Source organism: Micromonospora sp. NPDC005252, assembly GCF_042872475.1.
GTDB lineage: Bacteria > Actinomycetota > Actinomycetes > Mycobacteriales > Micromonosporaceae > Micromonospora.
Genome location: NZ_JBIAKN010000002.1, coordinates 401,693 through 426,522 on the forward strand (window position 1 = coordinate 401,693; position 24,830 = coordinate 426,522).

The following is a 24,830-nucleotide window of genomic DNA, read 5'->3' on the forward strand; positions in this document are numbered from 1 at the left end:
CCAGCGAGAGTCAGGGGTGAACCCTCACCCTCTACTAGAGGCTTACAGTTATGTCAACCACTGAACCTCTTCGGGGCAACGTAAGCGCCACCACGCGATGAGCCAAGGACCTGACCGGCGTGTCGCCGCCGGAGCGCGACTCGTCACGTCCGGAGCACGCTCACCGGTCAGCGGAAGGTCACCACGTCAGGCGCGCTCACGTCGATGCGCTTGCTGTCCTCGTCGAGCAGCGCGGTGGCCACCCGGGCCTTGTCCGTACCCCGCGTGGCGTCGCCCCAGACCACCGTGCGGTCTCCGCGCAGCCGCAGGCTGATCCGGGCCAGCCCCTCCACCCTCAGCTCCACCAGCTCGGCCCGCAGTTGCGGGGTCAGCGCCCCGAGCACCTCCAGCGCGGCCCGGGTGTCCGGGTCGTCGGCGGCGGGCCGGGCCACCTGCACCAGCGGCAGCCCGGCGGGGCGGCGGGCCACCGTCTGGAACGCCACGCCGCTGCGGTCGACAAGCGCGAACGTGTCCGCCTGCGGCACCACCGCCACCGCCGTCCGCTCGGTCACCCGGACCACAAGCGTGCCCGGCCAGTCCCGCGACACCGTGGCCCGCTCCACCGGCGCCAACGCGCCGACCCGACGCGCGGCGGCCGCCAGATCCACCCGGGCCAGTGGCACCCCGTCGGCCACCCCCACCGCGTCGCGCACCTGCACGTCCGTGACCAGCTTGGCGCCCTCGACCGTCACCGTGCGGACCCCGAACAGCCCGGTACCGAGGACCGTCCAGGCGACCATCCCGAGCAGGGCCAGCACCCCGGCGGCCACCGCCCACGGCAACGCCGCCCGCATCCGGCGCTGCCGGGCCCGGGCCATGAAGCGGCGGGTCGACGCCGGCACCGCGTCGCTGCCGGCCCGGACCAACTGCCAACGCCGGACCGGACCGCGTCGTGGGGCGCCGCCGTCGGCGCCGCTGGTCCGCCCTCGGGCGGGGCCGGGGCTCATCCGGCCGTGGGGGCCGCGCCGTCCGGTGCGGCGGCGCCCCCGAGCGCCGCCCCGTCGCCACCGGCCGTGGACCCGCCGGGCACCGGCTGGCCGATCGCCGGGGTCGTGGCCACCGGGTCGACCGTCGCCCCCGGCGCGGACTCGGCGGTACGCGCGCCCAGGGCGGCCAGCAGCTCGTCACCCATCAGCGAGATCGGCGGAGCGCCCATGGTCACCACCACGTCCCCCGGGCGGGCCCGGCGGACCACCTCGACCGGCGCGGCATCCCAGGAGTCGACGAACACCTTCCGCTCGGCCGGCAGCGCCACCGCCTCGATCAGCGCCGCCGAGCCCTCACCGGGCTGGCGCAGCTCGCCCGGCCCGAAGACCTCCAGCAGCACCACCTCGTCGGCGATGGCCAGCGCCTCGGCGATCTCCGCCTGGTTGTCGCGGGTGCGGTACAGCCGGTACGGCTGGAAGACGACGATCAACCGTCCGTCGCCGGCCACCTCGCGCAGCGTCTGCATCGCCAGCGTCATCGACGTGGGGTGGTAGGCGTACTCGTCGTAGACCAGCACGCCGTCCGCGACGCCCTTGCGCTCGAAGCGCCGTCGCACGCCGGGGAAGACCGCCAGCGCCGCCTCCGCCGCCTCCAGCGGCAGCTTGAGCAGGTACGCGGTCAGCACCGCCGAGGCGCTGTTGAGCCCCATGTGCCGCCCCGGCACCGGCAGCCGGAACTCGCCCAGCGACCGGCCGTCGATCGCGGCCAGGTAGCGCACCCCCCGCGCGGAGGAGACGATCTCGGTCAGCCGCAGGTCGGCGTCCTCGGCCGCGCCGTAGGTGAACACCCGCCGCCCCTCGGCGCGCAGGGTCGCCGCCAACCGCCGACCGCCCGGGTCGTCGGCGCAGGTGATGATGAACCCGTTCGGATCGGTGAGGCGGGCGAACTCGACGAACGCCGCCTCCAGCGTCGCGTAGTCGCCGTAGGTGTTCAGGTGGTCCGGCTCGACGTTCGTGATGATCGAAACGTACGGGCGGTAGATGAGGAACGAGCGGTCGCTCTCGTCGGCCTCCACCACGAAGTACTCGCCGGTGCCGTGGTGCGCGCCCGAGCCGACCTCGGAGATCTCCCCGCCGATCACGAAGGACGGGTCGACCCCGGCCTGCTGGAGCACCATGGTCACCATCGAGGTGGTGGTGGTCTTGCCGTGGGTGCCGGCGACCGCCACCGCCCGGCGACCGGTCATCGCCGCCGCCAGGGCCTCCGAGCGGTGCAGCACCCGCAGGCCGCGTCGACGGGCCTCGACCAGTTCCAGGTGGTCCTTCGGGATGGCCGAGGAGTAGACGACGGTGTCCACCCCGTCGAGGTTGGTCGCCTCGTGGCTGAGGTAGATGGTGCCGCCGAGCGCCCGCAGACCCGCCAGCGAGGGCCACTCGCGCAGGTCGCTGCCGGAGACCCGGATGCCCCGGGTGAGCAGCAGTCGGGCCACGCCGAGCATGCCCACCCCGCCCACGCCGATCAGGTGGACGGCGCCCAGGTCCTCGGCGGTCAGCGTGCCCGCCGGGGTGAACTGCGCGGTCACCGAGCCACCGCCTCGAGGACGAACGAGCGCAGCGCCTCGTCACCGTCGCGCCGCCCGTACGCCGACGCCGCGGCGCCCATCGCGTAGAGCCGTTGCGGATCGCGGATCAGCGGGATCACCGCGCGCTCCAGCCAGTCCGGGGTCAGCTCCCCGTCGTCGACGAGCAGCCCGCCGCCAGCCTCCACCACGGGCAGCGCGTTGCGCTTCTGCTCCTGGTTGCTGTGCGGGTACGGCACGAAGATCGTCGGCAGGCCGATCGCGGCCACCTCGGCGACGGTCATCGCCCCGCCCCGGGCCAGCATGAGGTCGGCCGCCGCGTAGCCCAGCTCCATCTCGGACAGGTACGGCAGCGTCACGTACGGCACCGGCAGGTCGGTGGGGATCGGCACCGGCTCGTTGCGGGCCCCCATCACGTGCAGCACCTGCACACCGTTGCGGGCCAACTCCTTGGCCGCGCCGGAGACCGCCAGGTTGATCGAGCGGGCGCCCGACGAGCCGCCCGCGACGAAGAGCACCGGCAGGTCGGGGCGGAGCCCGAAGTGGGCGCGGGCGGCGTTGCGCAGCGCGTACCGATCCAGCGAGGCGATGCTGCGGCGCAGCGGCACCCCCACCACCGTCGCGTCGCGCAGCGACTCGGCCTGGCTCGGCTGGTGCGGGAAGCCGACCGCGATGTTCTTGGTGAACTTCATGCCCAGCCGGTTGGCCACGCCCGGCGGCACGTTCACCTCGTGGATCACCATGGGCAGTTCGCGGCGCCACGCGGCCAGGTAGGCCGGCACCGAGACGTACCCGCCGAAGCCGACGACCGCGTCGGCGCGTACCTCGTCGATCACCTTGCCCGCGGCGCGGGCCGCGGTCCACATCCGGCCCGGCGTACGCACCAGGTTCATGTTCACCGACCGGGGCAGCTGGTACGCCGGGATCTGCCGCAGGTCGTAACCCTGCGGCGGGATCAGCTCGTTCTCCATGCCCTTGGGTGTGCCGAGGCAGGTGATCCGGACGCCCGGGTCGTGTCGGCGCAGGCAGTCGGCGAAGGCGAGCAGCGGGTAGATATGCCCCCCGGTGCCACCTCCCGCGAGCACCACCGAACGCAGCGGACCCATCAGCGTCTCCTCTCGCTCGCCGTACCCTGGCGGCTCCGGCCCTGCCGGGCGCCGCGCGGTGCGGCCTGGTCGTCCTGGCGCCGCTCGCGGGACCGGGGCACGGACCCTCGGCCGGCCGGCGGCGGCGCCGGTCGGCGACGCCGGCCGGGAAGCGGCGGCAACGGGGCCCAGAGTAGTCGGACCCACCGGGCCGGCGGACGGGCATGCAGCGCTCTGGCCGCATCGGGTTCGGCGCGGGCGAAGGACGCCAGCATGCCGATGCCGGCCAACGTCACGACCAGGGCGCTTCCGCCGTCGGAGATGAACGGCAGCGGCAGGCCGGTGATCGGCAGCAGCCCGACCACCCCACCGATGTTGATCACCGCCTGGCTCACCAGCCAGGTGGTCACCGCGGCGGCCGCGAGCCGCCGGAACGGGTCGTCGACCCGTCGGGCGATGCGCAGACCGGTGTACGCGAGCACCGCGAACAGGCTCAGCACCACCGCGCAGCCGATCACGCCCAACTCCTCGGCGATGATCGCGAAGATGAAGTCGTTGTGCGCCTCGGGCAGCCAGTCCCACTTCAGGCTGCCCTTGCCCAGCCCGACACCGAACCAGCCACCGTGCTCGATGGCCAGCCGCCCCTGGTAGAACTGGAGGCAGTCGTTGAGTTTGCAGGTCTCCGGGTCCGGTGGATTGAAGAACATGTCCAGTCGGGCGAGCCGGTAGTTGTCCGCGCCGCGCTCTCCGGAGCCGGCGCCCAGCGAGGCCACCGCGACCAGCAGGCCGATCCCGATCAGACCGGCAGTGGCCAGGGCGCCGAAGACCCGCATCCGCACCCCGGCGGCCCAGAGCAGGCCGACCACCAGGGCCAGCAGACAGAGCATCGTGCCCGTGTCGTTGTAGCCGACCAGGACGAAGAGCAGGCCGACCACCGGGAAGAGCGGGGTGGCCAACTCGCGCCACCACCCCAGTGCGGCGCCCTTGCGGGCGACGATGTGCGCACCCCAGAGCACCATCGCGAACTTGGCCAACTCGGACGGTTGTAGCTGGATCCCGCCGACGAACAGCCAGTTCAGCCGCGCCTCGACCGGCCCGAACCCGGCCGACCGCTGACCGGTGAGCCGGGCGTAGCCGACCAGCAGGTTGAGCACCACCAGCAGCGCGACCGAGGTGATCAGCAACGGCCGACCCAGCGACCGGTAGGTGCTGGCGGGCAGGCGTTGGCAGGCCCAGAACGCCCCGATGCCGATCACCGCGAAGATCGCCTGCTTGGTCACCGAGGCCGAGGCGTTGCCGTCCTCGGCGTAGTCCTTCACGCTGGTCGCCGAGAAGACCATGGTCAGCCCGATCAGCAGCAGCAGGCCGGCGCAGGACAGCAGCAGGTAGTAGGACGCCAGCGGCCGGTCCAGCAGGCCACGCAGCGCGGCCAGCCCACCGGCCGCGTCGAATCCGCGCAGCGGGACGGCAGCGCCGCCCTCCGGCTCACGCCCCGTCGATCCCGCCGCACGCCCCGTCGATCCCGCCGCACGTCCCGGGGCGCCCGGCTCACGCGCTCCCCGGCCCGGCTCACGCGCTGCGCCTTCCGCCGGACGCGCTGCGCCTTCCGCCGGACGCGCCGGGCCGTCCGCCTGGCGGGCCGCGCGGTCGGGCTCGCGGGCCGCGCGGCCGGCCTCCGCCGCACGCGCCGTGCCCGATGACCGTCGCGGTCGACCGGCTGTCCTGTCCTCGGTGCCTGGTTCCTCCCCCACCCGGACATCATCACCGTTCGGCACGCCCGACAGGCCCACAACGATGCACCGGGCGTGTCGGGCTTCGCCCCCCAGGGAAGGCGCCTCACCCCTTTGCTCTGCTTCACCCCACGCAACACTTTTGCCGCGCGAGTGTTGCGTCCGTTGAAGCAGAGCAAAGGAGAGTTCGACTACCCTGCCACCCGACCGGCTACGCGCACACCGCACCGCCCGGCCGGCCGGCCGGGCAGGCAGGCAGGCGGGTGAACAGGGTGGATCAGGTCATGTTGGCGAGGAACTCGCTGTAGAACAGGCCCAGGGCGATGGCCACACCGATGCCGGCGATGATCCAGAACCGGACCACGATGTTGACCTCGCTCCAGCCGGCCAACTCGAAGTGGTGCTGCAGCGGCGACATCCGGAACACGCGTTTGCCGGTGGTCCGGAAGGAAATGATCTGGATCACCACGGACATCGTGATGATCACGAAGAGCCCGCCGATGATCGGCAGCAGCAGGATGGTCCGGGTGGACATCGCCATGCCGGCGATCAGGCCGCCCAGGCCCAGCGCCCCGGTGTCACCCATGAAGATCCGCGCCGGGGACGTGTTCCACCACAGGAAGCCCACACAGGCCCCGGCTGCGGCCCCGGCTATCAGCGCGATCTCCAACGGGTCACGGACCTCGTAGCAGTACGGCTGGGTGTAGCTCGGGTCGGCGCACCAGTGCCGGTACTGCCAGAACGCGATAAGCGCGTACGCCGCGAGAACCATCACCGAGGCGCCGGTGGCCAGACCGTCCAGTCCGTCGGTGAGGTTGACGCCGTTCGTCGCGGCCATCACCACGAAGATGAAGATAATCACCGCGCCGACCTTGCTGACCTCCAGGAAGTCGATGTCCCGGATGAAGCTCAGCGTGGTGCTGCCCACGGTCTGGGTGTTGGTGGCCTTACCCGTCGCGTCGGTCATGGTGCTCGGGAACCACAGCGCGATGACCCCGAAGACCGCGCCGACCAGGATCTGGCCGAGCAACTTGCCACGCTTGTTGAGGCCGGCGCTGTTGCGCTTGCGCACCTTGAGGAAGTCGTCGAGGAAGCCCACCGCGCCGGAGAACACCATCAGCCCCAGCAGCACCAGCGCCGTGATGGTCGGCTCCACCTGGGCGATCTGCGCGTCCGGCAGGGTGGTCAGGGCCAGGTGCCCGGCCACGTACGCGATCACCGTGGCCAGGATGAAGACCACGCCGCCCATCGTGGGCGTGCCCTTCTTGCCCTGGTGCATGGCCGGGCCGTCGGACCGGATCGGCTGGCCGGCCTTGAGCCGGGTGAACACCTTGATCGCGATCGGCGTGCAGAACAGCGAGACGACGAAGGCCACCCCGATGGCGACGATGATGGCCCTCATCGACCGGCCTCCTCGGCGGCGTCGGCGCGCAGGGCGTCGGCCACCTCCCAGGTCCGGTACCGGGAGCCCTTGACCAGGACGACGTCGCCCGGCCGTAGCTCGCCCCGCAGCACCTCGACGGCCGCCGCCTGATCGGTGAGCAGCACCGACTCTCCTCCCCAGTTCGCTACCGCTGTCGCGCCTTCGTGGATCGGCGCGGCCGGCTCACCCACCACGAGCAGCCGGTCGACACCCAGCTCGGCCGCGAGACGGCCGACCTCGGCGTGGCCGTCGCGCTCGAACGGGCCCAGCTCGGCCATGTAACCGAGCACCGCGACGGTACGCCGCCCCCGACCGAGGCTGGCGAGCGCCCGGAGCGCGACAGCCATCGAGGCCGGGTTGGCGTTGTACGAATCGTCGATGACCGTCACCCCGTCGGGCCGGTCGAAGACGTCCATCCGCCGGGTGGACTTCAGCCCCAGCTCGCCGAGGGCCGTGCCCAGGTCGGCCAGCGGCATGCCCAGCTCCCGGGCGACCGCGGCGGCGGCGAGGGTGTTGCCGACCTGGTGACGGCCGGTCAACGCGAGCCGCACCGGCACGTGCCCCTCCGGCGTGACCAGGGTGTACGACGGATGCCCCCGCTCGTCGAGCGTGACGTCCTCGGCGCGCAGGTCGGCGTCCGGGGCCTCGCCGTAGCGGACCACCCGGGCCCGGGTGCGACCCGCCATGGCGTCCACCCGGGGGTCGTCGGCGTTCAGCACGGCGAGGCCGTCGGCCGGCAGCGCCTCGACCAGCTCGCCCTTGGCCAGCGCGATGTTGTCCTGCGAGCCGAACTCGCCGATGTGCGACGTGCCGACGTTGAGCACCACCGAGATGCGGGGCGGCACCAGCTCACACAGGTAACGCACGTGCCCGATGCCGCGAGCGCCCTTCTCCATCACCAGGTAGCGGGTGTCCGGCCCGGCCAGCAGAGCCGTGTACGGGTGGCCCAGCTCGTTGTTGAACGAGCCGGGCGGGGCCACCGTGGCGCCGAGGCGGGCGGTGAGCTGGCCGATCAGGTCCTTCGTGGTGGTCTTGCCCGAGGAGCCGGTCACACCGATCACGGTCAGCTCGGGCAGCCGGGCCACCGCCGCGCGGGCCAGCCGGCCCATCGCGGTCAGCGCGTCGTCGACCAGCACCATCGGCACCTCGGGCACCTCGCGGGTGCCGAGCACCGCCACCGCGCCGGCCGCCAGCGCCGTCGCCGCGTAGTCGTGCCCGTCGACCTTCTCCCCCGGGAAGGCCACGAAGAGCGAACCGGGCCCCACCTTGCGCGAGTCGAACTCGACCGAACCGCTGACGGTGGCGGCCGGGTCCGCGTGCACGAGCCGCCCGTCGACCGCCGCGGCCACCTCGGCCAGGGTCAGCGCGATCACCGCTGACCCGCCCGGTCGGAGAAGCGGGCCCGCAGCGCGTCGGCCAGCTCGGTGCTGTCGTCGAACGGGAACATCTCGCCCGCCACCTCCTGGCCCCGCTCATGGCCCTTGCCGAGCAGCGCGATCACATCGCCCGGCTCGGCCAGTCGGACCGCCTCGTCGATCGCGTCCCGGCGACCGGCCACCTCGATGATCCGGGCGGCGGTGCCCGCCCGGTACGCCCCGGCGAGCACCTCGGCGCGGATCTCCGCCGGGTCCTCGGTGCGCGGGTTGTCGTCGGTCACCAGCACCACGTCGGCCCCCTCGGCCGCGGCGGCGCCCATCACCGGGCGCTTGCCCCGGTCGCGGTCCCCGCCGGCGCCGATCACACAGATCAGCCGGCCGGCGCTCAGCTCGCGCAGCGCGGCCAGCGCGGCCACGATCGCGTCGGCCTTGTGCGCGTAGTCGACGACCCCGCGTACCGGCCCGACGACGTCGACCAGTTGCAGACGGCCGGGCACGCCACCGCAGGCGGCCACGCCCGCCGCCGCGGTCGCCGGCTCCACCCCGGCGCCCACCAGGGCGGCGATCGCCAGCAGCGCGTTGGCCACGTTGTGCCGCCCGGGCAGCGCCACCCCGGCGGTCAGCGCCACGCCGTCCGGGCCGTGCGCGGTGAACCGCTGCGCGTACCCCTCGCCGTCGACGCCGTCGGCCCACCAGGTCGCGGTCGGGTCGCCGGCCGCCGAGTAGCTGACCGTCGCCGGCTTGTAGAGCGGCTTGAGCGCTGGATCGTCGTGGTTGAGCACCTCGACCGCGCACCGGCCGTCGAAGAGCTGCGCCTTGGCGGCGAAGTAGTCGGCGCTGTCGGCGTGGAAGTCCAGGTGGTCGGAGCCGAAGTTCGTGTACCCGCCGACGGCGAAGCGCACCCCGCCGACCCGGCCCATGGCCAGGGCGTGGCTGGAGACCTCCATGACCACGGCGGTGACGCCGCGCTCCCGGGCGGTGGCCAGCATCGCGTGCAGGTCGGTCGCCTCCGGGGTGGTGCGCACGCTGTCGATCACCAGATCGCCGAGCCGGGTCTCCACGGTGCCGATCAGCCCGGTGGTGTGCCCGGCGGCGCGCAACCCCGACTCGACCAGGTACGCCGTGGAGGTCTTGCCGGCGGTCCCGGTCACGCCGATCACGGTGAGCGCCGCCGTCGGGTCGCCGTACACCGCCGAGGCCAGCTCGCCGAGCACCGCGCGGGGGTCGGGCACCACCAGGGCGGGCAGGCCGCTCGCCGCCGCCAGCTCGGCGCCGGCCGGGTCGGTCAACAGGGCCACCGCGCCGGCCTCGGCCGCGCCGACGGCGAACTCCGCGCCGTGCCGGCGGGCGCCGGGCAGGGCCGCGTACAGGTCGCCAGGGCGGACTTCCTGGCTGGCGTGGGTGGCACCGGTGACGACCACGTCGGCGGCGTCCGCCGGGAGGTCGACGGCGAGCCGGACGGCGAGGTCACCGAGCCGGACGCCGGTCACGGTACGTGGACGTGGATTGCCGGGCACGGCGTCAGACCCTACCCGGTCGCCCGGTTCCGGCCGCACAGCCGCCCCGGTGGTTCGTCGGCACTCACCGATGATGTCGCGCCTCCGCTGGTCAGCGCGGATAGACCACGAACTTGGGTGCGGAACCACTCGGGGACGGCGGCACGCGGTAGTGACGCAGCGTGAACTGCATCATGTCGCGGAACGCCGGGTTGGCGATCGCCGCGCCCCCACCACCGGGCGCGTACACGAAGACCGCGATCACGTACCGGGGCTTCTCGGCGGGGGCCATGCCGATGAAGGAGGACACCTCGCCGGGCTGCTTCTTGCCGTCCACCAGACGCCAACCGGTGCCGGTCTTGCCGGCGACCCGGTAGCCGGGGACCGCCGCCAGGGTGCCGGTGGCGCCCTCGACCGTGGTGACCGCCTCCAGCATGGTGCGCAGCGCCGCCGCGTTCTGCGGGCTGAGCACCGAGCGGGTGACCGGCGCCGGCGCGGGGGTGCGCTTGCCGTCCGGGCCGATCGTCTCCTTCACGAGGTGCGGCTGCACGTACGTGCCGTCGTTGGCGATGGCGGCGTACGCGGCGGCCATCTGCAGGGGCGTGGCGTCGACGCTGTGCCCGATCGGCACCGACCCGGCCGACGACCCGCTCCACTCGTCGACCGGCAGCAGCCGGCCGCTGGCCTCGCCGGGCAGGCCCTCGCCGGTGGGCTTGCCCAGCCCGAACCGCTTCTGGTAGTCGATCAGCCGCTCCGGGCCGAGCCGGTCGGCGACGGTGATCGCGCCGACGTTCGACGAGAAGGCCAGCATCCCGGGCACGCTCATCTTCCGGCCGTTGGCCGGGTGGGTGTCGGAGAACCAGGTGTCACCCTTCTTGATGCTGTTCGCGATGGGCAGCGTCGTGTCCGGGGTGATCACCCCCTCCTGCAGCGCCGCGCCGTAGGTGATCGCCTTGTGCACCGAGCCGGGGTCGACCACGAAGCTGGTCGCGGCGTCCTCGCGGGCGACCGGATCGCTCGGCACCGGCTTGGCGGCGTTGTAGGTGGGGTCGCTGGCCTGGGCCCGCACCTCGCCGGTGGCGACGTCGATGATCACGGCGGCGGCGGTCGCGCCCCGCTGCCCCGCCATCCCCGCGCTGAGGATCTGCTGGGTGCGGAACTGCAGGTCCCGGTCGATGGTGAGGGTCAGCGAACTGCCCGGCTTGGCCGGGGTCGTCTTGCTGTAGCCGCCGGGGATCGGCGCGGCGAGGTCACCGAGGCCGGCCTCGTACACCCGCTTGCCGTCCTGCCCGGCGAGCAGGTCGTCGTAGCGGGCCTCCAGACCCTCCAGCCCGACCATGTCCTGGCTGGTGAAGCCGATCAGGTTGGCCGCCAGGTCGTCGCCGGGCACCTCCCGGCGCTCGTCGCGGTGCACCCCGATGCCGGGCAGCTCCAACGCCAGCACCTGCTTGGCCGCCGGGATTTCCACCCCCCGGGCCAGGTACTCGAACCGCGACGGGTTGCCGTTCTCCAGCTTGCGGGGCTTCATCAGGTCGGTGAGCTTGGACACCGGGATGCCGAGCAGCGGCGAGAGCGCCTTGGCGGTGGCGGGCCGGTCCTCGATCAGCGTCGGGTCGGCGAACACGTACCGCGCCTCGACGCTGTGGGCCAGCGGCTCGCCCCGGAAGTCGTAGATCGCGCCGCGCGGCGCGGGCAGCTCGACCGTGCGGGTCCGGTCGGCGACGCCACCACCGGCGTAGGCCGGGGTGTCGACCGCCTGCAGGAAGATCAACCGCACCCCGATGACGACGAAGAGCGCCAGGGTGAGCACGGTGCCCAGGCGCAGCCGCAGCCGCGGGTCGGCGAGCTTCGGCGGGCGCGGCGGCTTGCGCGACGGACGGCGGGCCGCCGGTCGGTCGGCGCGGCCGGGCGCGCGCGGCGTGGTGCGGCGCCGCGGCGGCGGCTCGTCGCCGGCCGGCCCGCGCGGGGTGCGCGGCGCGACGGTCCGCACGACGCCGCCCCGGCCGGCCGCCGGAGCGTCCCGCCGGCCCGAACGGGCGGCGGCCCGGCCGCCGTCGAGCACCTGCAACGCCGGCCGGAACGGGTCGCCGGACCGGGTGCTACGCGGGGTACGCCGCTGCTCGGCGGCCCCGCCGCGCGCCGGTGTGCCCTCGCGGACGGTCCGGCCTCTCGGGGTGTACGCGCGGGCGCCGGAGATGCCCCCGATGCCCGGCTCGCCGGCCCGCGACTCCTCGTCGGCGGGCCCGGCCGCACGCGAAGAACCGCGCCGGGACCCCGGGGGGTTCCGGCGCGGCTCGTCCGACCTCGGTGGCACTGGTCAGCCTCCCGCGCCCTGGCTGGTGACCGACGGCTGGCCGGTCGCCGGCTTCGGCACGCCGATGGTCTTGCCGTCCGGCATCCGGATGTACGCCGGCTCACCGGCGTCCACCAGGCCCAGCCGACGCGCCTCGGCGGTCAGGTTGCCCGGCGCCTCGTACTCGGTGATCTGCTTGTCCAGCTGCTGCTTCTCCAGGTCCAGTCGGGCCTGCTGCTGCTGCAGCTTCTCCAGCCGGAACGCGTTCTCATTGATCTTGGTGTTGACCGCCAGGATGCCGAGCACCCCGCCGACCACCAGCACCACGATCAGCGCCGCGAACGGCGCACGCGGCACCGACACCGGCGGCGGCGGCGCCACCCGCAGCCGAGGCGAGCGAGCGGTCGCCGCGACGCCGGCCTTCTCGGCCGGACGCAGCGCGGCGCTGCCCTGGGTCGGGAACTCGCGCGCCCCCCGGGCGCGAGCCTCCCCCTGCCGGTTGACTCGATCGATGCGTGGCGTACCGTTCCCCACGCGCGGGGCTCGCTCCGCCGCGGTCCGGCCCCCCGACCGCGGTGCGCGCTGCCCGCCGCCGGTGACGTCCCGGCGGTCGCGCTTGTCAATGTTCATGTCCCCTCCCCCTCTACATCCGTCCCTCTGCCGTCCCGGTGCCCCTGATCCCCCACGGATCAGGCTGACCCAGTGCCCGGTTGGTGCATCCCCTTCACCCTGCGGCGGGACCGTTCGCGGTCGGTCCGCGCCTGTTCTGTCGCGTTCGGGTCGAGTCGAACCGCTGCCCGCAACCGCACCGAAGCGGCGCGCGGGTTCGCGGCGACCTCCTCCTCCCCGGGCAGTTCGGCGCCCCGGCTGAGCAGCCGGAACGTCGGACCGGACCCGGGCAGCTCAACCGGGAGGTCGATCGGGCCCTTACTGCGGACCCGGTCCGCGAGCGCCGCCTTGGTGAGCCGGTCCTCCAGCGAGTGGTAGGACAGGACCACCATGCGACCGCCCACGGTCAGAGCGTCGAGCGCGGACGGCAGCGCCGTCTCCAGCGCTGCCAGCTCTCTGTTTACCTCGATCCGTAAAGCCTGAAACGTTCTCTTTGCCGGGTGTCCGCCCGTTCGTCGCGCTGGTGCCGGAATGGAGTCCCGGACCAGCTCCGCCAGCCGCGCGGACGAGGTGATCCGGGCGCGCTCGCGCTCGCGGATGATCGCCGAGGCGATCCGGCCGGCGAACTTCTCCTCGCCGTACACCCGCAGCACCCGGGCCAGATCCGGATGGGCGTACGTGTTGACCACCTCTTCGGCGGTCACCCCCCGCGTCTGGTCCATCCGCATGTCCAGCGGCGCGTCCTGCGCGTACGCGAACCCGCGGTCGGGCGCGTCCAGTTGCAGCGACGAGACACCCAGGTCGAACAGGATCCCGTCGATGCCCGGATAGCCCAGCCGCTCCAGCACCTCGGGCAGCTCGTCGTAGACGGCGTGCTCCAGGTGCACCCGGTCGGCGAACCGCGCCAGCCGGACCCGCGCGTGAGCGAGCGCCTCGGTGTCCCGGTCGAGCCCGATCAGGACCGTCTCCGGGTGTGCCTCCAACACCGCCTCCGCGTGCCCGGCCAGGCCGAGCGTCGCGTCGACGTGCACCGTCCGGCCGCCTCGACCCAGCGCGGGGGCCAGCAGCTCGAGACACCGCTCGAGCAGCACCGGCACGTGCGTGCCGCGCAACTCCCCCATGTCGACCCCCACTGGTTGAAACGTCCGTTCTTCTCGCGCGCCTGCCGTGGCGACGGCGCTGCCGTCGTACCGCCAGATCCCCATCCGCTCCCGCCGGACACCGGACGCTCGCCCGATGACTGGATCGTGCGCCTGGCACCGGGGAAGGGGTGCCAGGAACTCGAAAGCGGCTGGAGATCTCGCAGTACGTCGGGCGCCGTTCCGCCCTACAGACCGCCGGGCAGCACCCCCTCCTCGATGTCGGCGAAGTCGTCTTCGCTCTCGGCGAGGTAGGTCTCCCAGGCGACCTTGTCCCAGATCTCCACCCGTGTGCTCGCGCCGATGACCACCAGGTCACGGTCGAGTGCCGCGTACTCCCGAAGGTGTGCCGGAATCGTCACGCGGCCCTGCTTGTCCGGCACCTCGTCGTGCGCGCTGGCGAAGAAGACCCGGCTGTAGGCCCGGGCCGCCTTGTGCGTCATCGGCTGCGCGCGCAACTGCTCCGCGATCCGCTGGAACTCGGGTGTCGGAAAGACATAGAGGCAACGATCCTGCCCTTTGGTGACCACGACACCCCCCGCCAGCTCATCCCGGAACCTGGCCGGAAGGATCAACCGGCCTTTGTCGTCCAGGCGCGGAGTATGGGTGCCGAGGAACATCCGGCCCTACCCCCTCGCCCTTGAGCGGCGTTCGCGGCGCCGCTGACCCCCCGGGCCGGTGAGCCCTCCCGGCCTCACCATTGGGCCCCACCTTACTCCACTTCCCTCCACCTGCAACCAGATTCGCCCGCGTGGCGCGGCCGATTCACGCGCAAAACCGCACGTCACACGGGGTGGAGCGGAGTGGAGGGCCGGAGCCCTCCCCCGGCGTGGTCCGCTTTCCGACATAGATCGACTCCGTCCGGTGGAGCGCGAACCGCCCACCCGCGCGGATGCCACGGCCGAACGGTTCACCGTCGGCGGCGATCTGGTGAAGCGGGCGGTCCGGTAACCTCGCTCGCGTGACGGACGCGAAAATGCCCCTACGGGCCAAGGTGGCCAGCTCCGTGTCACGGACCGCCGCGGCGCTCTCCCGGGCCGCCGGCCGTGGCGACGGATCGGTGATCGGCGGATGGATCGGGCTGAAGATCGACCCGGAGCTGCTGGCGCACCTGTCGGCCGGACGCGCCATCGCGCTCGTCTCCGGCACCAACGGCAAGACGACCACCACCCGGTTGACCGCCGCCGCGGTCGGCGTGCTCGGCCGGGTCGCCACCAACTCCTTCGGCGCCAACATGCCCAGCGGGCACACCTCGGCGCTGGCCAAGGCCGGCAGCACCCCGTACGCGGTGCTGGAGGTCGACGAGCACTACCTCGCCCAGGTGCTGGAGTCGACCGAGCCGCACGTGGTCGCGCTGCTGAACCTCTCCCGCGATCAGCTGGACCGGGCCAAGGAGGTCGCCATGATGGCGCAGCTCTGGCGCGCGGCGCTGGTCCGGCACACCGACGTACGGGTGGTGGCCAACGCCGACGACCCGCTGGTGGTCTGGGCCGCCACCCCGCCGGGCGACCCCGCCCGGGGCATCAACCCGCCGCACGTGACCTGGTTCAGTGCCGGTCAGCGCTGGCACGACGACTCCTGGGTCTGCCCGGAGTGCGGCTCCACGATCCAGCGCTCGGGCGACCAGTGGTGGTGCACCGGCTGCCCGCTGCGCCGACCGGAGCCGAACTGGGTCGTCGAGGACGAGGGCGTGCTCGACCCCACCGGCGCCTGGCACAAGGTCTCCCTCCAGCTGCCCGGCAAGGTCAACCTCGGCAACGCGGCGACCGCGCTGGCCGTGGCGGCCGAATTCGGCGTACGCCCGGTCGACGCGGTGTCCCGCCTCGGCATCGTCACCTCGGTGGCCGGCCGTTACGCGCAGGTCGACAAGGACGGGCGCAACATTCGGCTGCTGCTGGCCAAGAACCCGGCCAGCTGGCTGGAGGCCTTCGACATGGCCGACGACGCGCCGACCCTGCTCTCCATCAACGCGCGCGACCCCGACGGTCTGGACACCTCCTGGCTCTACGACGTCGACTTCGCCCCGCTGCGCGGCCGGCAGGTGTTGATCACCGGCGACCGGGCCTACGACCTGGCGGTCCGACTGGACGTCAACGACGTACCGTTCCAGCACGTGCGCACCTTCGACGACGCGATCCGGTCGGTCCCGCCCGGGCGACTGGAGGTCATCGCGAACTACACCGCGTTCCAGGACATCCGAGCGGAGTTGGACCGTGTCATCTGAGAGCCTGCGCATCGTCTGGATCTACCCCGACCTGCTGTCCACCTACGGCGACCGGGGCAACGCCCTGATCCTCGCCCGACGGGCCCGCCAACGCGGCATGCCGGTCGAGGTGCTGGAGGTCCGCTCCGACCAGCGGCTGCCCGCGACCGCCGACATCTACCTGGTCGGCGGTGGCGAGGACGGCCCGCAGGCGTTGGGCGCCCAGCGGCTGATCGCCGACGGCGGTCTGCACCGGGCGGTCGCCCAGGGGTCTGTGGTGTTCGGCGTGTGTGCCGGTTACCAGCTGCTCGGCACCTCCTTCTTCGCCAAGGGTGTGCAGTGTCGCGGGCTGGAGCTGCTGGACCTGCAGTCCGACCGGGGCGAGAGCCGGGCCGTCGGCGAGCTGGCCGGTGAGATCGACCCCCGACTGGGCCTGCCCCCGCTGACCGGTTTCGAGAACCACGGCGGTCGCACCCATCTCGGTCCGGAGGTCGCCCCGCTGGCCCGGGTCACCACCGGGGTCGGCAACGACGGCGCCACCGAGGGCGCGTGGCGTGGCAAGCTGCTGGGCACCTACTCGCACGGCCCGGCCCTGGCCCGCAACCCGGCCCTGGCCGACCTGCTGCTGCGCTGGGCCACCGGGGCACACCAGCTGCCGCCGCTGGACGACACCTGGTCCGACCGGCTGCGCAACGAGCGCCGCGCCGCAGTGGCCCCCGCCCGGGCATGATCCGAGCCGTCCGGCGGCTGCTCCGGCAGCCGTCGGCCGCCCGGTTCGCCCTGCTCGTGCTGCTGATCGGCGGCTGCGGGCTGCTGCTGCTCCTGGTGCCCCGGCCGGATCCGGCGCACCTGCCGGAACTGGCCGACCGGTTGGGCGGCCTCGCGCCGGTGGCGGCGATCCTCGGCGGGGCGCTGCTGCTGGTCGCCCTGGTTCCCCGTACCTTCATCACGCTCGCCGCGGGCGCGATCTTCGGCCCCCTGGAGGGCGCAGCGTACGCCCTGGGCGCCGCGCTGGTGGCGGCGGCGATCGGGTTCACGGTCGGCCGGCTGCTCGGCCGGGAGTTCGTCGCCGATCGGGTCCGGGGCCGACTGGCCCGCCTCGACGGGTGGTTCGCCCGGCAGAGCGTGGTCGGCGTGGTCACCGTCCGGCTGCTGCCGATCGCCGGCTTCGGCCTGGTCAGCTACGGCTACGGCACGACCGGCGCCCGGATGCTGCCGTTCCTGGCCGGCAGCGTGATCGCCGCCGCGCCGACCGCGTTCGGCTACGCCGCGATCGGCGCGGCCGTCAGCTCACCCGGCCAGATCAACTGGTACGCCGCCGCCCCGGCCAGCCTCGGCCTGATCGCCAGCGTCGTGCTCGTCCACCAGTGGTGGCGCGGCGAACGACGCCGCCGGTCGATGTCGGTCTGACCGTGCCCAACCCGACGGATCCGACGGGCGAGCAGCGACTGGCTGAGGGCTTCGTCAGCGACGTGGTCCGGATCGGCGACACGGTGCGTCGGACGCCACCTGCCAACCTGGACTTCGTCGGCGGCTCCTGGACCACCTGGCCGTGGTCGGCGCGGACCTCCCGCCTCGGTACCTGGGGGTCGACGCCCTCGGCCGGCAGGTGCTCAGCCACATCGGAACGCAACCGACCCGGCGAGAGACGCAGGGCCGGTTGCGAACCGGGATCCTACTTCGGCACCGGCGACGTGTAGCCGACGACGGCTGACTCCCAGTTGGAGTGCAACACGTGGGAGACCGTGTTCGACTGGTTGCCGCCGACCACGTAGTGATTGCCGTCCGTGCTGGTGTCGTAGTACGAAGTCACGATGGCCACGTGGTCGATGACTCCGTCGCCACCCCAGTCGTAGGACGCGGCGTCACCCTTGCGCGGGACGTAGCCGCTGCCCCGGCCGTGCCAGGTGCCGTTGTTGATGCCGTAGGTCCGGAAGCTCGACGCGGCGGCGTTGAGCCCGGTGTACTTCGCACCACCCCAGTAGAACGCGAACTTCGCGAAGTCGGCGCACCACGCCCGGGCCCGCCACCTCACGTCGTCCCAGGTCTTTGACCCGTTCCGGTACATGTACCCGGGGCTCACCGGACCGCAGGTGCCGGTCCCCGAGCTGTCGTAGCGATCGTTGTTCGGGTCGGCCCAGAAGCCGGTGTAGAAGTTGCAGTCCTGGCCGCTGCGCTCCTTCAGGCGGTACTGCACATCGGTGTTCTCCGAAGTGAACTGTTCCCAGGCGATGTTACCGACGTCGATGCCCAGTTGGGTGTCGGCGGCGTGCGCAATTCCTGGCACGACGAAGATGCTGGAGGTGGCGGCGACCACGGCCACCACGGCCATGCGGAGTGCTTTCACGGTTGTCTCCTGTCCGGCGATCAGAGCCAGCCGCCGCAGCGGCGGTTGGTGTTGCCGTCACTGGTGCAGACCTTGAGGTAGACGCCCGAGCTGAAGAGGCCGTACCACTCGTCCTCGGCCCAGTCGCCGACGCCTCCGGTCGCCTCGTCGAGCTTCACGCCGGCAGTCGACGTGCTCGGTGTCCTGATCCACACCTCGGCGCGGCGACCGTCCTTGGCCGTGTCTTCGAGAAAGTAGCTGAGGCCGGTGGTAAAGGCCTCGGGGCAGATCTGGTACGTCAGATCGGCTCCGGAGATGCTGGCCGTGCCGCTGCGGCATGCGGCCGCGGACGCGGCCGTTGGTGACAGGACCACTGCGGCGGTCCCGACAAGGCCGGTGGCTACGACGGTTCGCAGGCCACGCTGCCAGGCTTGCTTCATGTGCCCTCCTCATCGTGCCCGGACGCCGCTTCGTCGACGCCCGGTCGAGGCGCTTTGCCGCCCCCCGTTGCGCACACTCTCCCGGCGCGTGGTGGAAGCGGAGTGGAAGTCGGGTGCAGCGCTCAATCCGCCAGGATCGATACAATGCGTCGGGGTGGCCGCGACGAGCACGGGGGGTCTCGGATGGAGCAACTGCGGCTCACCGTGCTCGGTCCGCTGGAGGCCGAACGGGCTGGCGCCGTGATCCGGCTCGGCCCGCGGCAGGTGGAGCTGCTCTCCGTGCTCGTCATCGAACTCGGCCGCCCGGTGTTGGCCCGCCGCCTGGTGGATCTCCTCTGGGGTACCACCGCCGGCGACGGCGCGGCGCCGACGCTCCGCAGCCATGTCTCGCACCTGCGGCGTGCCCTGGGGCCCGGCCGGTCCGCGCCCGCGGAGGCCTCGATCGTCGCCACCGTCGGCACCGGCCCCGGCCTGGCGTACCGGCTGGATCTGCCCCCCGACTGTGTGGACGCCTGCCTTTTCGAACAGCAGGCCACGCAGGGGCGGCGGCTGCTCGACGCCAGCGACCCGGCGGTGATCCCACGCGCCGCCGAGCTCTTCGGCGCCGCACTGGCCCACTGGCGGGGGCCGGCCTTCGCTGACGTCGCCGACCGGCCGTTCGCCCTGCCCGAGGTGGCCCGCCTCGACGCGTTGCGCCGCACCGCCCGACGCGGTCACGCCGAGGCGCTGATCGCGCTCGGGCGACCCGCCGCAGCCGTCGGCGTGCTCACCGGCGCGGTTCTGGACGACCCGTACGACGAGGGCGTCCGCCACCTGCTCACGCTCGCCCTCTACGCCGAGCAGCGGGTGGACGAGGCCGCCGAGGTCTGCCGACGGGGCATCGCCCTGCTGCGGGAACGAGGCATGGACGCACCGCAACTCCACCGTCTGTACGCCGCTATCCTGCGGCGCGACGAGCTGCCGATCCCGGCACCCGCGGCGGTGGTCGGCGGACTCGCGCCGGTGGCGCCGGCGAGCCTGCTGCCACCGGACCCGCCGCACTTCGTCGGCCGGGCCGCCGAGCTCGATGCGGCTCGGCGGCACTGCCTGGCGCTGAAACGGCAGCAGATCCTGCTCGTGACCGGTGCGGCCGGCGTGGGCAAGACCAGCTTCGCCGTCCGCTTGGCGCACCTGCTCGCCGAGGATTTCCCGGACGGATGCCTATACGTCAACCTGCGCGGCTTCGATCCGGGCGGTACGGCGATCGCCGGGGACGAGGCGGTGCGACTCTTCCTGGACGCCTTGCGGGTGCCACCGGAGCAGACGCCGGCGCGCGAGGAGAGTCGGGCCGGCCACTACCGGAGGCTGCTGTCGGAGCGCCGCATGCTGATCGTGCTCGACAACGCCCGGGACGCCGGTCAGGTGCGCCCACTCCTGCCCGGTGCCGCCGGGTGCGCGGTGGTGGTGACCAGTCGACAGCAACTACCCGGCCTGGTGACCGTCGAGGGCGCCCAACCGGTCACCCTCGACCTGCTCACTGCCGCCGAAGCCCGCGATCTGCTGACGAGCCGACTGGGTGGCGACCGGGTGGCGACGGAGCCGGGGCCCGTGGCAGGGATCATCGAACGGTGTGACCGGCTGCCGCTGGCCCTGGCGATCGTGGCGGCCCGCGCGGCGACTCATCCCCGGTTCCCGCTCGCCGTGCTGGCCCGGGAACTGACCGAGTCCCGCGGCAGCCTCGACGGCTTCGCGGCCGGCGATCCGGCCACCGACCTCCGGTCGGTCTTCTCCTGGTCGTACCGGGCTCTCGGCGGTGCGGCAGCGCGGTTGTTCCGCCTACTCGGGCTGCACCCCGGGCAGGACATCTCGGTGCGGGCCGCCGCAAGCCTCGCCGCACTGCCCGAGCGGCAGGTCCGCCCCGTCCTCGCCGAACTGGCCCGTGCGCAACTCGTCATGGAGCGGGCACCGGGCAGGTACACCTGCCACGATCTGCTCCGGGCGTACGCGGCGGAGCTGGTCGCGTCGGAGCCCCCGGAGGTAGGCCACGCGGCGCGGCGCCGGATCGTCGACCACTATCTGCTCAGCGCCCGCACGGCCGACGCGCGACTGTCCCCGCTACGGCAGCCGATCACGCCGCCGTCGTTGACGACGGGCGTGACTCCGGAGGAGCCTGCGGACGGCGCCTCGGCCTTGGCCTGGCTCGCCGAGGAGCACGGCGTGCTCATCCGGGTGGTCGAGCTGGCTGCTCGGCACGGCTTCGACCGGCACGTGTGGCAGTTGGCGTGGGCGGTGACCACCTTCCTGTCCCGTCGTGGCTGCTGGGAGGACCTGATCGCCGTACAGCACCGCGCGCTGGCCGCGGCTGAACGCTGCGGCGACAGGGCCGCAGCGGCGCAGGCACATCGCGACGTCGTCGCGGCCTTCTCCGAGACCGGCCGCCTCCGGTTGGCCCGTCAGCACCTGGAGTCGGCTCTGGCGCTGCTGCGGGAACTCGGCGACCGGACCGGGCAGGCGCAGACGTTGCTGACCCTCAGCTGGATCAACGAGAAGGAGGGTGACCAGATGACCGCGCTGCACCACGACGAGCGGGCGCTGGCCCTCTTCCGGGCCGACGGGCACCAGGCGGGGGAAGCCCGGGCGCTCAATGCGATCGGCTGGGATCATGCCGTGCTCGGCGCGTACCGGGAGGCGGTCGGCTACTGCCAGCGGGCGCTGGTCCTGCAGCGCCGGCTCGGTGACGGGGTCGGGGAGGCGAACAGTTGGGACACGTTGGGCTACGCCCATCACCATCTCAGCCGCTACCGCCGGGCAGCCCGCTGCTTTCGACGGTCACTGGCGCTCAGTCGAGAATTGGGACACCGCTACAACGAGGCGGAGACGCTGCACCACCTGGGCGACAACCACGAGGCCCTCGGCGACCTGGCTGCCGCACACGACTGCTGGCTGCGTGCCTTCGAGATCCATAGCGACATGCGGCACCCAGCTGCCGCGCAGTTGCGCGACAAGCTCTCGGCGGGCCACGGCCATCCCCGTCGCCGGCCGGAGGTGGCGGCCGTCGTCCGCTGAGTGCATCCCGTACCGGCACGGTGGACAAGCGGCCGGCCGGTACGGGACGTAATGACGACCGACCACCATCACATGACGACGGAGACCATCCGGCCCTTCACCACGATGACCTTGCGGGGTTCCTTGCCCGCCAGCGCGGCGGCCACCGCGTCCAGGGCCGTCGCGCGGACGGTCTCCTCGGAGGCGTCGGCGGGGACCTCGATGCGGCCACGGACCTTGCCGTTGACCTGCACCGGATAGGTCAGCGTCTCCGCCACCAGCAGCGCCGGGTCGGCGGTCGGGAAGTCCGCGTACGTCAGCGAGGTGTCGTGGCCCAGCTTGCGCCACAGCTCCTCGGCCACGTGCGGGGCGAACGGCGCCACCATCAGCACCAGCGGCTCGGCCACCTCCCGCGGCGTGGCCGACAGTCGGGTCAGCCCGTTGGTCAGCTCGATCAGCTTGGCGATCGCGGTGTTGAACCGGATGCCGTCCATGTCGCCGCGGACCCCGTCGATCACCTTGTGCAGCAGCCGACGGGTCGCTTCGTCGGCCGGGGCCTCGGTGATCCGCAGCGCGCCGGTCTGCTCGTCGACGATGGCCCGCCAGACCCGCTGCAGGAACCGGTACGAGCCGACCACCGCCCGGGTCTCCCAGGGTCGGGACACCTCCAGCGGGCCCATCGACATCTCGTACACCCGGAAGGTGTCCGCGCCGTAGGCGGCGCACATGTCGTCGGGGGTCACCACGTTCTTCAGCGACTTGCCCATCTTGCCGTACTCGCGGTTGACCGTCAGGTCGCCCAGGTAGTAGGCGCCGTCGCGCTCGACGACCTCCTCGGCCTGCACGTAGCTGCCGCGCGAGTCGGTGTACGCGTACGCCTGGATCATGCCCTGGTTGAACAGCTTGCGGAACGGCTCGAACGACGAGACGTGCCCCAGGTCGAACAGCACCTTGTGCCAGAACCGCGCGTACAGCAGGTGCAGCACGGCGTGCTCGGCGCCGCCGACGTACAGGTCGGTGCCCCCGCAGTCGCCCTCGGCGCGCGGGCCCATCCAGTACCGCTCGTTCTCCGCGTCGACGAACCGCTCGCTGTTGGTCGGGTCCAGGTAGCGCAGCTCGTACCAGCAGGAGCCGGCCCACTGCGGCATCACGTTGGTCTCCCGGGTGTAGCGCTTCGGCCCGTCACCCAGGTCCAGCTCGACCTCGACCCAGTCCCGCCGCCGCGACAGCGGGGTCTCCGGGTTGGAGTCGGCGTCGTTCGGGTCGAACGTCTTCGGGGAGAAGTCGTCCACCTCGGGCAGCTCGACGGGCAGCATCTCCTCCGGCAGGGCGATGGCCGCGCCGGTCTCGTCGTAGACGATCGGGAACGGCTCACCCCAGTAGCGCTGGCGGGAGAACAGCCAGTCGCGCAGCCGGTAGGTCACCGCGCCGGTGCCATGCCCGTTCGCCTCCAGCCAGGAGATGATCGCCGCCTTGGCGTCGGCGACTCCCAGGCCGTTCAGGTCCAGGCCGCGCTCGGGCGCGGCGCTGTTGATGGCCGGGCCGTCCCCGGTGTACGCCTTGCCGTCGAAGCCCTCCGCCGGCTGCACGGTACGCACGATGGGCAGCTCGAAGACCTCGGCGAACGCCCAGTCCCGCTCGTCCTGCGCGGGCACCGCCATGATCGCGCCGGTGCCGTAGCCGGCCAGCACGTAGTCGGCGATGAAGATCGGGATCTGCCCGCCGGTGACCGGGTTGGTGGCGTACGCGCCGATGAAGACGCCGGTCTTCTCCTTGCTGTCGGACTGCCGCTCGACGTCGGTCTTGGCCGCCGCCGCCTTGCGGTACGCCTCGACGGCCTCGGAGGGGCTGGCGTGCCCGCCGGTCCAGGCGTCCCTCGTGCCGTCGGGCCAACTGGCCGGCGCCAGCGTGTCGACCAGCTCGTGCTCGGGCGCCAGCACCATGTAGGTGGCCCCGAAGACGGTGTCCGGGCGGGTCGTGAACACCCGGATCGGCTCCAGCGCGGTGGGGAAGTCGATGTGCGCGCCGGTGGAGCGACCGATCCAGTTGCGCTGCATCAGCTTGATCGGCTCGGGCCAGTCCAGGCTGTCCAGGTCGTCCAGCAGCCGGTCACCGTACGCGGTGATCCGCATCATCCACTGCTTCAGGTTGCGCTTGAAGACCGGGAAGTTGCCCCGGTCGGAGCGACCGTCGGCGGTGACCTCCTCGTTGGCCAGCACGGTGCCCAGACCGGGGCACCAGTTGACCGGGGCCTGCGAGACGTACGCCAGCCGGTGGTCGTCGACGACCTGGCGGCGCTCGGCGACGCTCAGCTCGGCCCAGGGCCGGCCGTCCGGGGTGGAGCGGTTGCCGCCCTCGAACTCGGCGATCAGCTCCGCGATCGGCCGGGCCCTGCCGGCGTCGCGGTCGTACCAGGAGTTGAAGATCTGCAGGAAGATCCACTGCGTCCAGCGGTAGAAGTCGGTGTCGATGGTCGCCACCGACCGGCGCTCGTCGTGCGCCAGCCCCAGGCGGCGCAGCTGCGACTTGTACCGCTCGATGTTCGCGACAGTGGTGGTCCGGGGGTGGGTGCCGGTCTGCACGGCGTACTGCTCGGCGGGCAGGCCGAACGCGTCGAACCCCATCGCGTGCAGCACGTTGCGCCCGGCCATCCGCTGGTAGCGGGCGAAGCAGTCGGTGCCGATGTAGCCCAGCGGGTGGCCGACGTGCAGGCCGGCGCCGGACGGGTACGGGAACATGTCCAGCACGTACAGCTTCTCCGCCCCGGCCCGGGGGTGGCCCGGATCGGCCAGCGGACCGGTCGGGTTCGGTGCGTGGAAGGTGCCCTCGCGCGCCCAGGTGTCCTGCCAACGGGTCTCGATCTCGTCGGCCAGGGCCGCGGTGTACCGGAACGGGGGGATGTCGCCCGCCGGTGCGGCTGCCTCACTCATCGTTTCTCCTCGCTTCGCTTCGCTTCGTCTCGGCACCGCCGGGCCGGACCGGCGGCGGGCACAAAAAAGCCCCTCGCGCAGGAGGGGCCGCCGTGCTGTCGCGCGTTCAGCGCATCAGCACGGCCCGGTAAGAAGCAGGAAGACTCCGGCCATGTCCGGCAGTGTACCCCGTCGCCGACGGGACCGGAGGAACCGCCGGGCGCGGTCCGGT

Annotated in this window: 18 protein-coding genes; 4 read left to right on the forward strand and 14 right to left on the reverse strand. The window is 72.7% G+C overall.

The window, feature by feature from the left end; all coding sequences use genetic code 11:
- Positions 1–167: 167 nt before the first annotated feature.
- From ACFYPH_RS07640 to mraZ, 11 genes are all read right to left on the reverse strand, one after another.
- A complete protein-coding gene (locus ACFYPH_RS07640; RefSeq protein ID WP_387180010.1) occupies positions 168–986 on the reverse strand; it encodes a cell division protein FtsQ/DivIB in 819 nt (272 codons plus the stop codon).
- Entirely contained in the window at positions 983–2,548 is a 1,566-nt protein-coding gene (gene murC / locus ACFYPH_RS07645) for a UDP-N-acetylmuramate--L-alanine ligase (RefSeq protein WP_387180012.1), read from the reverse strand. The genes ACFYPH_RS07640 and murC overlap by 4 nt, the downstream gene beginning before the upstream one ends.
- On the reverse strand, positions 2,545–3,651 hold the full coding sequence (murG, locus tag ACFYPH_RS07650; protein ID WP_354856134.1) for an undecaprenyldiphospho-muramoylpentapeptide beta-N-acetylglucosaminyltransferase: 1,107 nt from the start codon (positions 3,649–3,651) through the stop codon (positions 2,545–2,547). The genes murC and murG overlap by 4 nt, the downstream gene beginning before the upstream one ends.
- A complete protein-coding gene (locus ACFYPH_RS07655; protein WP_387180539.1) occupies positions 3,651–5,063 on the reverse strand; it encodes an FtsW/RodA/SpoVE family cell cycle protein in 1,413 nt (470 codons plus the stop codon). The genes murG and ACFYPH_RS07655 overlap by 1 nt, the downstream gene beginning before the upstream one ends.
- A 574-nt stretch (positions 5,064–5,637) precedes the next feature.
- Entirely contained in the window at positions 5,638–6,762 is a 1,125-nt protein-coding gene (mraY, locus tag ACFYPH_RS07660; RefSeq protein ID WP_354856133.1) for a phospho-N-acetylmuramoyl-pentapeptide-transferase, read from the reverse strand.
- Positions 6,759–8,156: a UDP-N-acetylmuramoyl-tripeptide--D-alanyl-D-alanine ligase gene (murF, locus tag ACFYPH_RS07665; RefSeq protein WP_387180015.1), complete on the reverse strand. Its 1,398-nt coding sequence runs from the start codon at positions 8,154–8,156 to the stop codon at positions 6,759–6,761. Before murF ends, mraY begins: the two co-directional genes overlap by 4 nt.
- On the reverse strand, positions 8,153–9,715 hold the full coding sequence (locus ACFYPH_RS07670) for a UDP-N-acetylmuramoyl-L-alanyl-D-glutamate--2,6-diaminopimelate ligase (protein WP_354856131.1): 1,563 nt from the start codon (positions 9,713–9,715) through the stop codon (positions 8,153–8,155). The genes murF and ACFYPH_RS07670 overlap by 4 nt, the downstream gene beginning before the upstream one ends.
- A 52-nt stretch (positions 9,716–9,767) precedes the next feature.
- Positions 9,768–11,969: a penicillin-binding transpeptidase domain-containing protein gene (locus ACFYPH_RS07675; RefSeq protein WP_387180018.1), complete on the reverse strand. Its 2,202-nt coding sequence runs from the start codon at positions 11,967–11,969 to the stop codon at positions 9,768–9,770.
- 3 nt (positions 11,970–11,972) lie between these two features.
- The gene (locus ACFYPH_RS07680) at positions 11,973–12,578 is read right to left on the reverse strand and encodes a hypothetical protein (protein WP_354856129.1); all 606 of its coding nucleotides are present in this window, start codon (positions 12,576–12,578) and stop codon (positions 11,973–11,975) included.
- Between the two features lie 59 nt (positions 12,579–12,637).
- Positions 12,638–13,678, reverse strand: coding sequence for a 16S rRNA (cytosine(1402)-N(4))-methyltransferase RsmH (rsmH, locus tag ACFYPH_RS07685; protein WP_355066914.1), 1,041 nt, complete (start codon positions 13,676–13,678; stop codon positions 12,638–12,640).
- Positions 13,679–13,884: 206 nt separating this feature from the next.
- Positions 13,885–14,316 carry a division/cell wall cluster transcriptional repressor MraZ gene (gene mraZ / locus ACFYPH_RS07690; RefSeq protein WP_355066874.1) on the reverse strand — a complete coding sequence of 144 codons (432 nt, stop codon included), beginning with the start codon at positions 14,314–14,316 and terminating at the stop codon, positions 13,885–13,887.
- A 356-nt stretch (positions 14,317–14,672) separates the two neighbouring features.
- On the opposite strand from mraZ, the gene ACFYPH_RS07695 reads away from it, so the two are divergent.
- The 3 genes from ACFYPH_RS07695 to ACFYPH_RS07705 are packed head-to-tail and all read left to right on the forward strand — an operon-like array spanning position 14,673 to position 17,309.
- Positions 14,673–15,920: a MurT ligase domain-containing protein gene (locus ACFYPH_RS07695; RefSeq protein ID WP_354856178.1), complete on the forward strand. Its 1,248-nt coding sequence runs from the start codon at positions 14,673–14,675 to the stop codon at positions 15,918–15,920.
- Entirely contained in the window at positions 15,910–16,629 is a 720-nt protein-coding gene (locus ACFYPH_RS07700) for a glutamine amidotransferase (RefSeq protein ID WP_354856127.1), read from the forward strand. The genes ACFYPH_RS07695 and ACFYPH_RS07700 overlap by 11 nt, the downstream gene beginning before the upstream one ends.
- A complete protein-coding gene (locus ACFYPH_RS07705; RefSeq protein ID WP_354856126.1) occupies positions 16,626–17,309 on the forward strand; it encodes a VTT domain-containing protein in 684 nt (227 codons plus the stop codon). The genes ACFYPH_RS07700 and ACFYPH_RS07705 overlap by 4 nt, the downstream gene beginning before the upstream one ends.
- Positions 17,310–17,574: 265 nt before the next feature.
- Here ACFYPH_RS07705 and ACFYPH_RS07710 read toward each other — a convergent pair whose 3' ends face one another.
- Together ACFYPH_RS07710 and ACFYPH_RS07715 are read right to left on the reverse strand one after the other, a co-directional pair.
- Positions 17,575–18,246, reverse strand: a complete 672-nt coding sequence (locus ACFYPH_RS07710; protein ID WP_354856125.1) for a CHAP domain-containing protein — start codon at positions 18,244–18,246, stop codon at positions 17,575–17,577.
- Positions 18,247–18,266: 20 nt separating this feature from the next.
- On the reverse strand, positions 18,267–18,665 hold the full coding sequence (locus ACFYPH_RS07715; RefSeq protein ID WP_387180022.1) for a hypothetical protein: 399 nt from the start codon (positions 18,663–18,665) through the stop codon (positions 18,267–18,269).
- A 183-nt stretch (positions 18,666–18,848) separates the two neighbouring features.
- On the opposite strand from ACFYPH_RS07715, the gene ACFYPH_RS07720 reads away from it, so the two are divergent.
- Positions 18,849–21,710, forward strand: coding sequence for a BTAD domain-containing putative transcriptional regulator (locus tag ACFYPH_RS07720; RefSeq protein WP_354856123.1), 2,862 nt, complete (start codon positions 18,849–18,851; stop codon positions 21,708–21,710).
- 68 nt (positions 21,711–21,778) lie between these two features.
- Here ACFYPH_RS07720 and leuS read toward each other — a convergent pair whose 3' ends face one another.
- Positions 21,779–24,619 carry a leucine--tRNA ligase gene (gene leuS / locus ACFYPH_RS07725; RefSeq protein WP_387180026.1) on the reverse strand — a complete coding sequence of 947 codons (2,841 nt, stop codon included), beginning with the start codon at positions 24,617–24,619 and terminating at the stop codon, positions 21,779–21,781.
- Positions 24,620–24,830 lie beyond the last annotated feature (211 nt).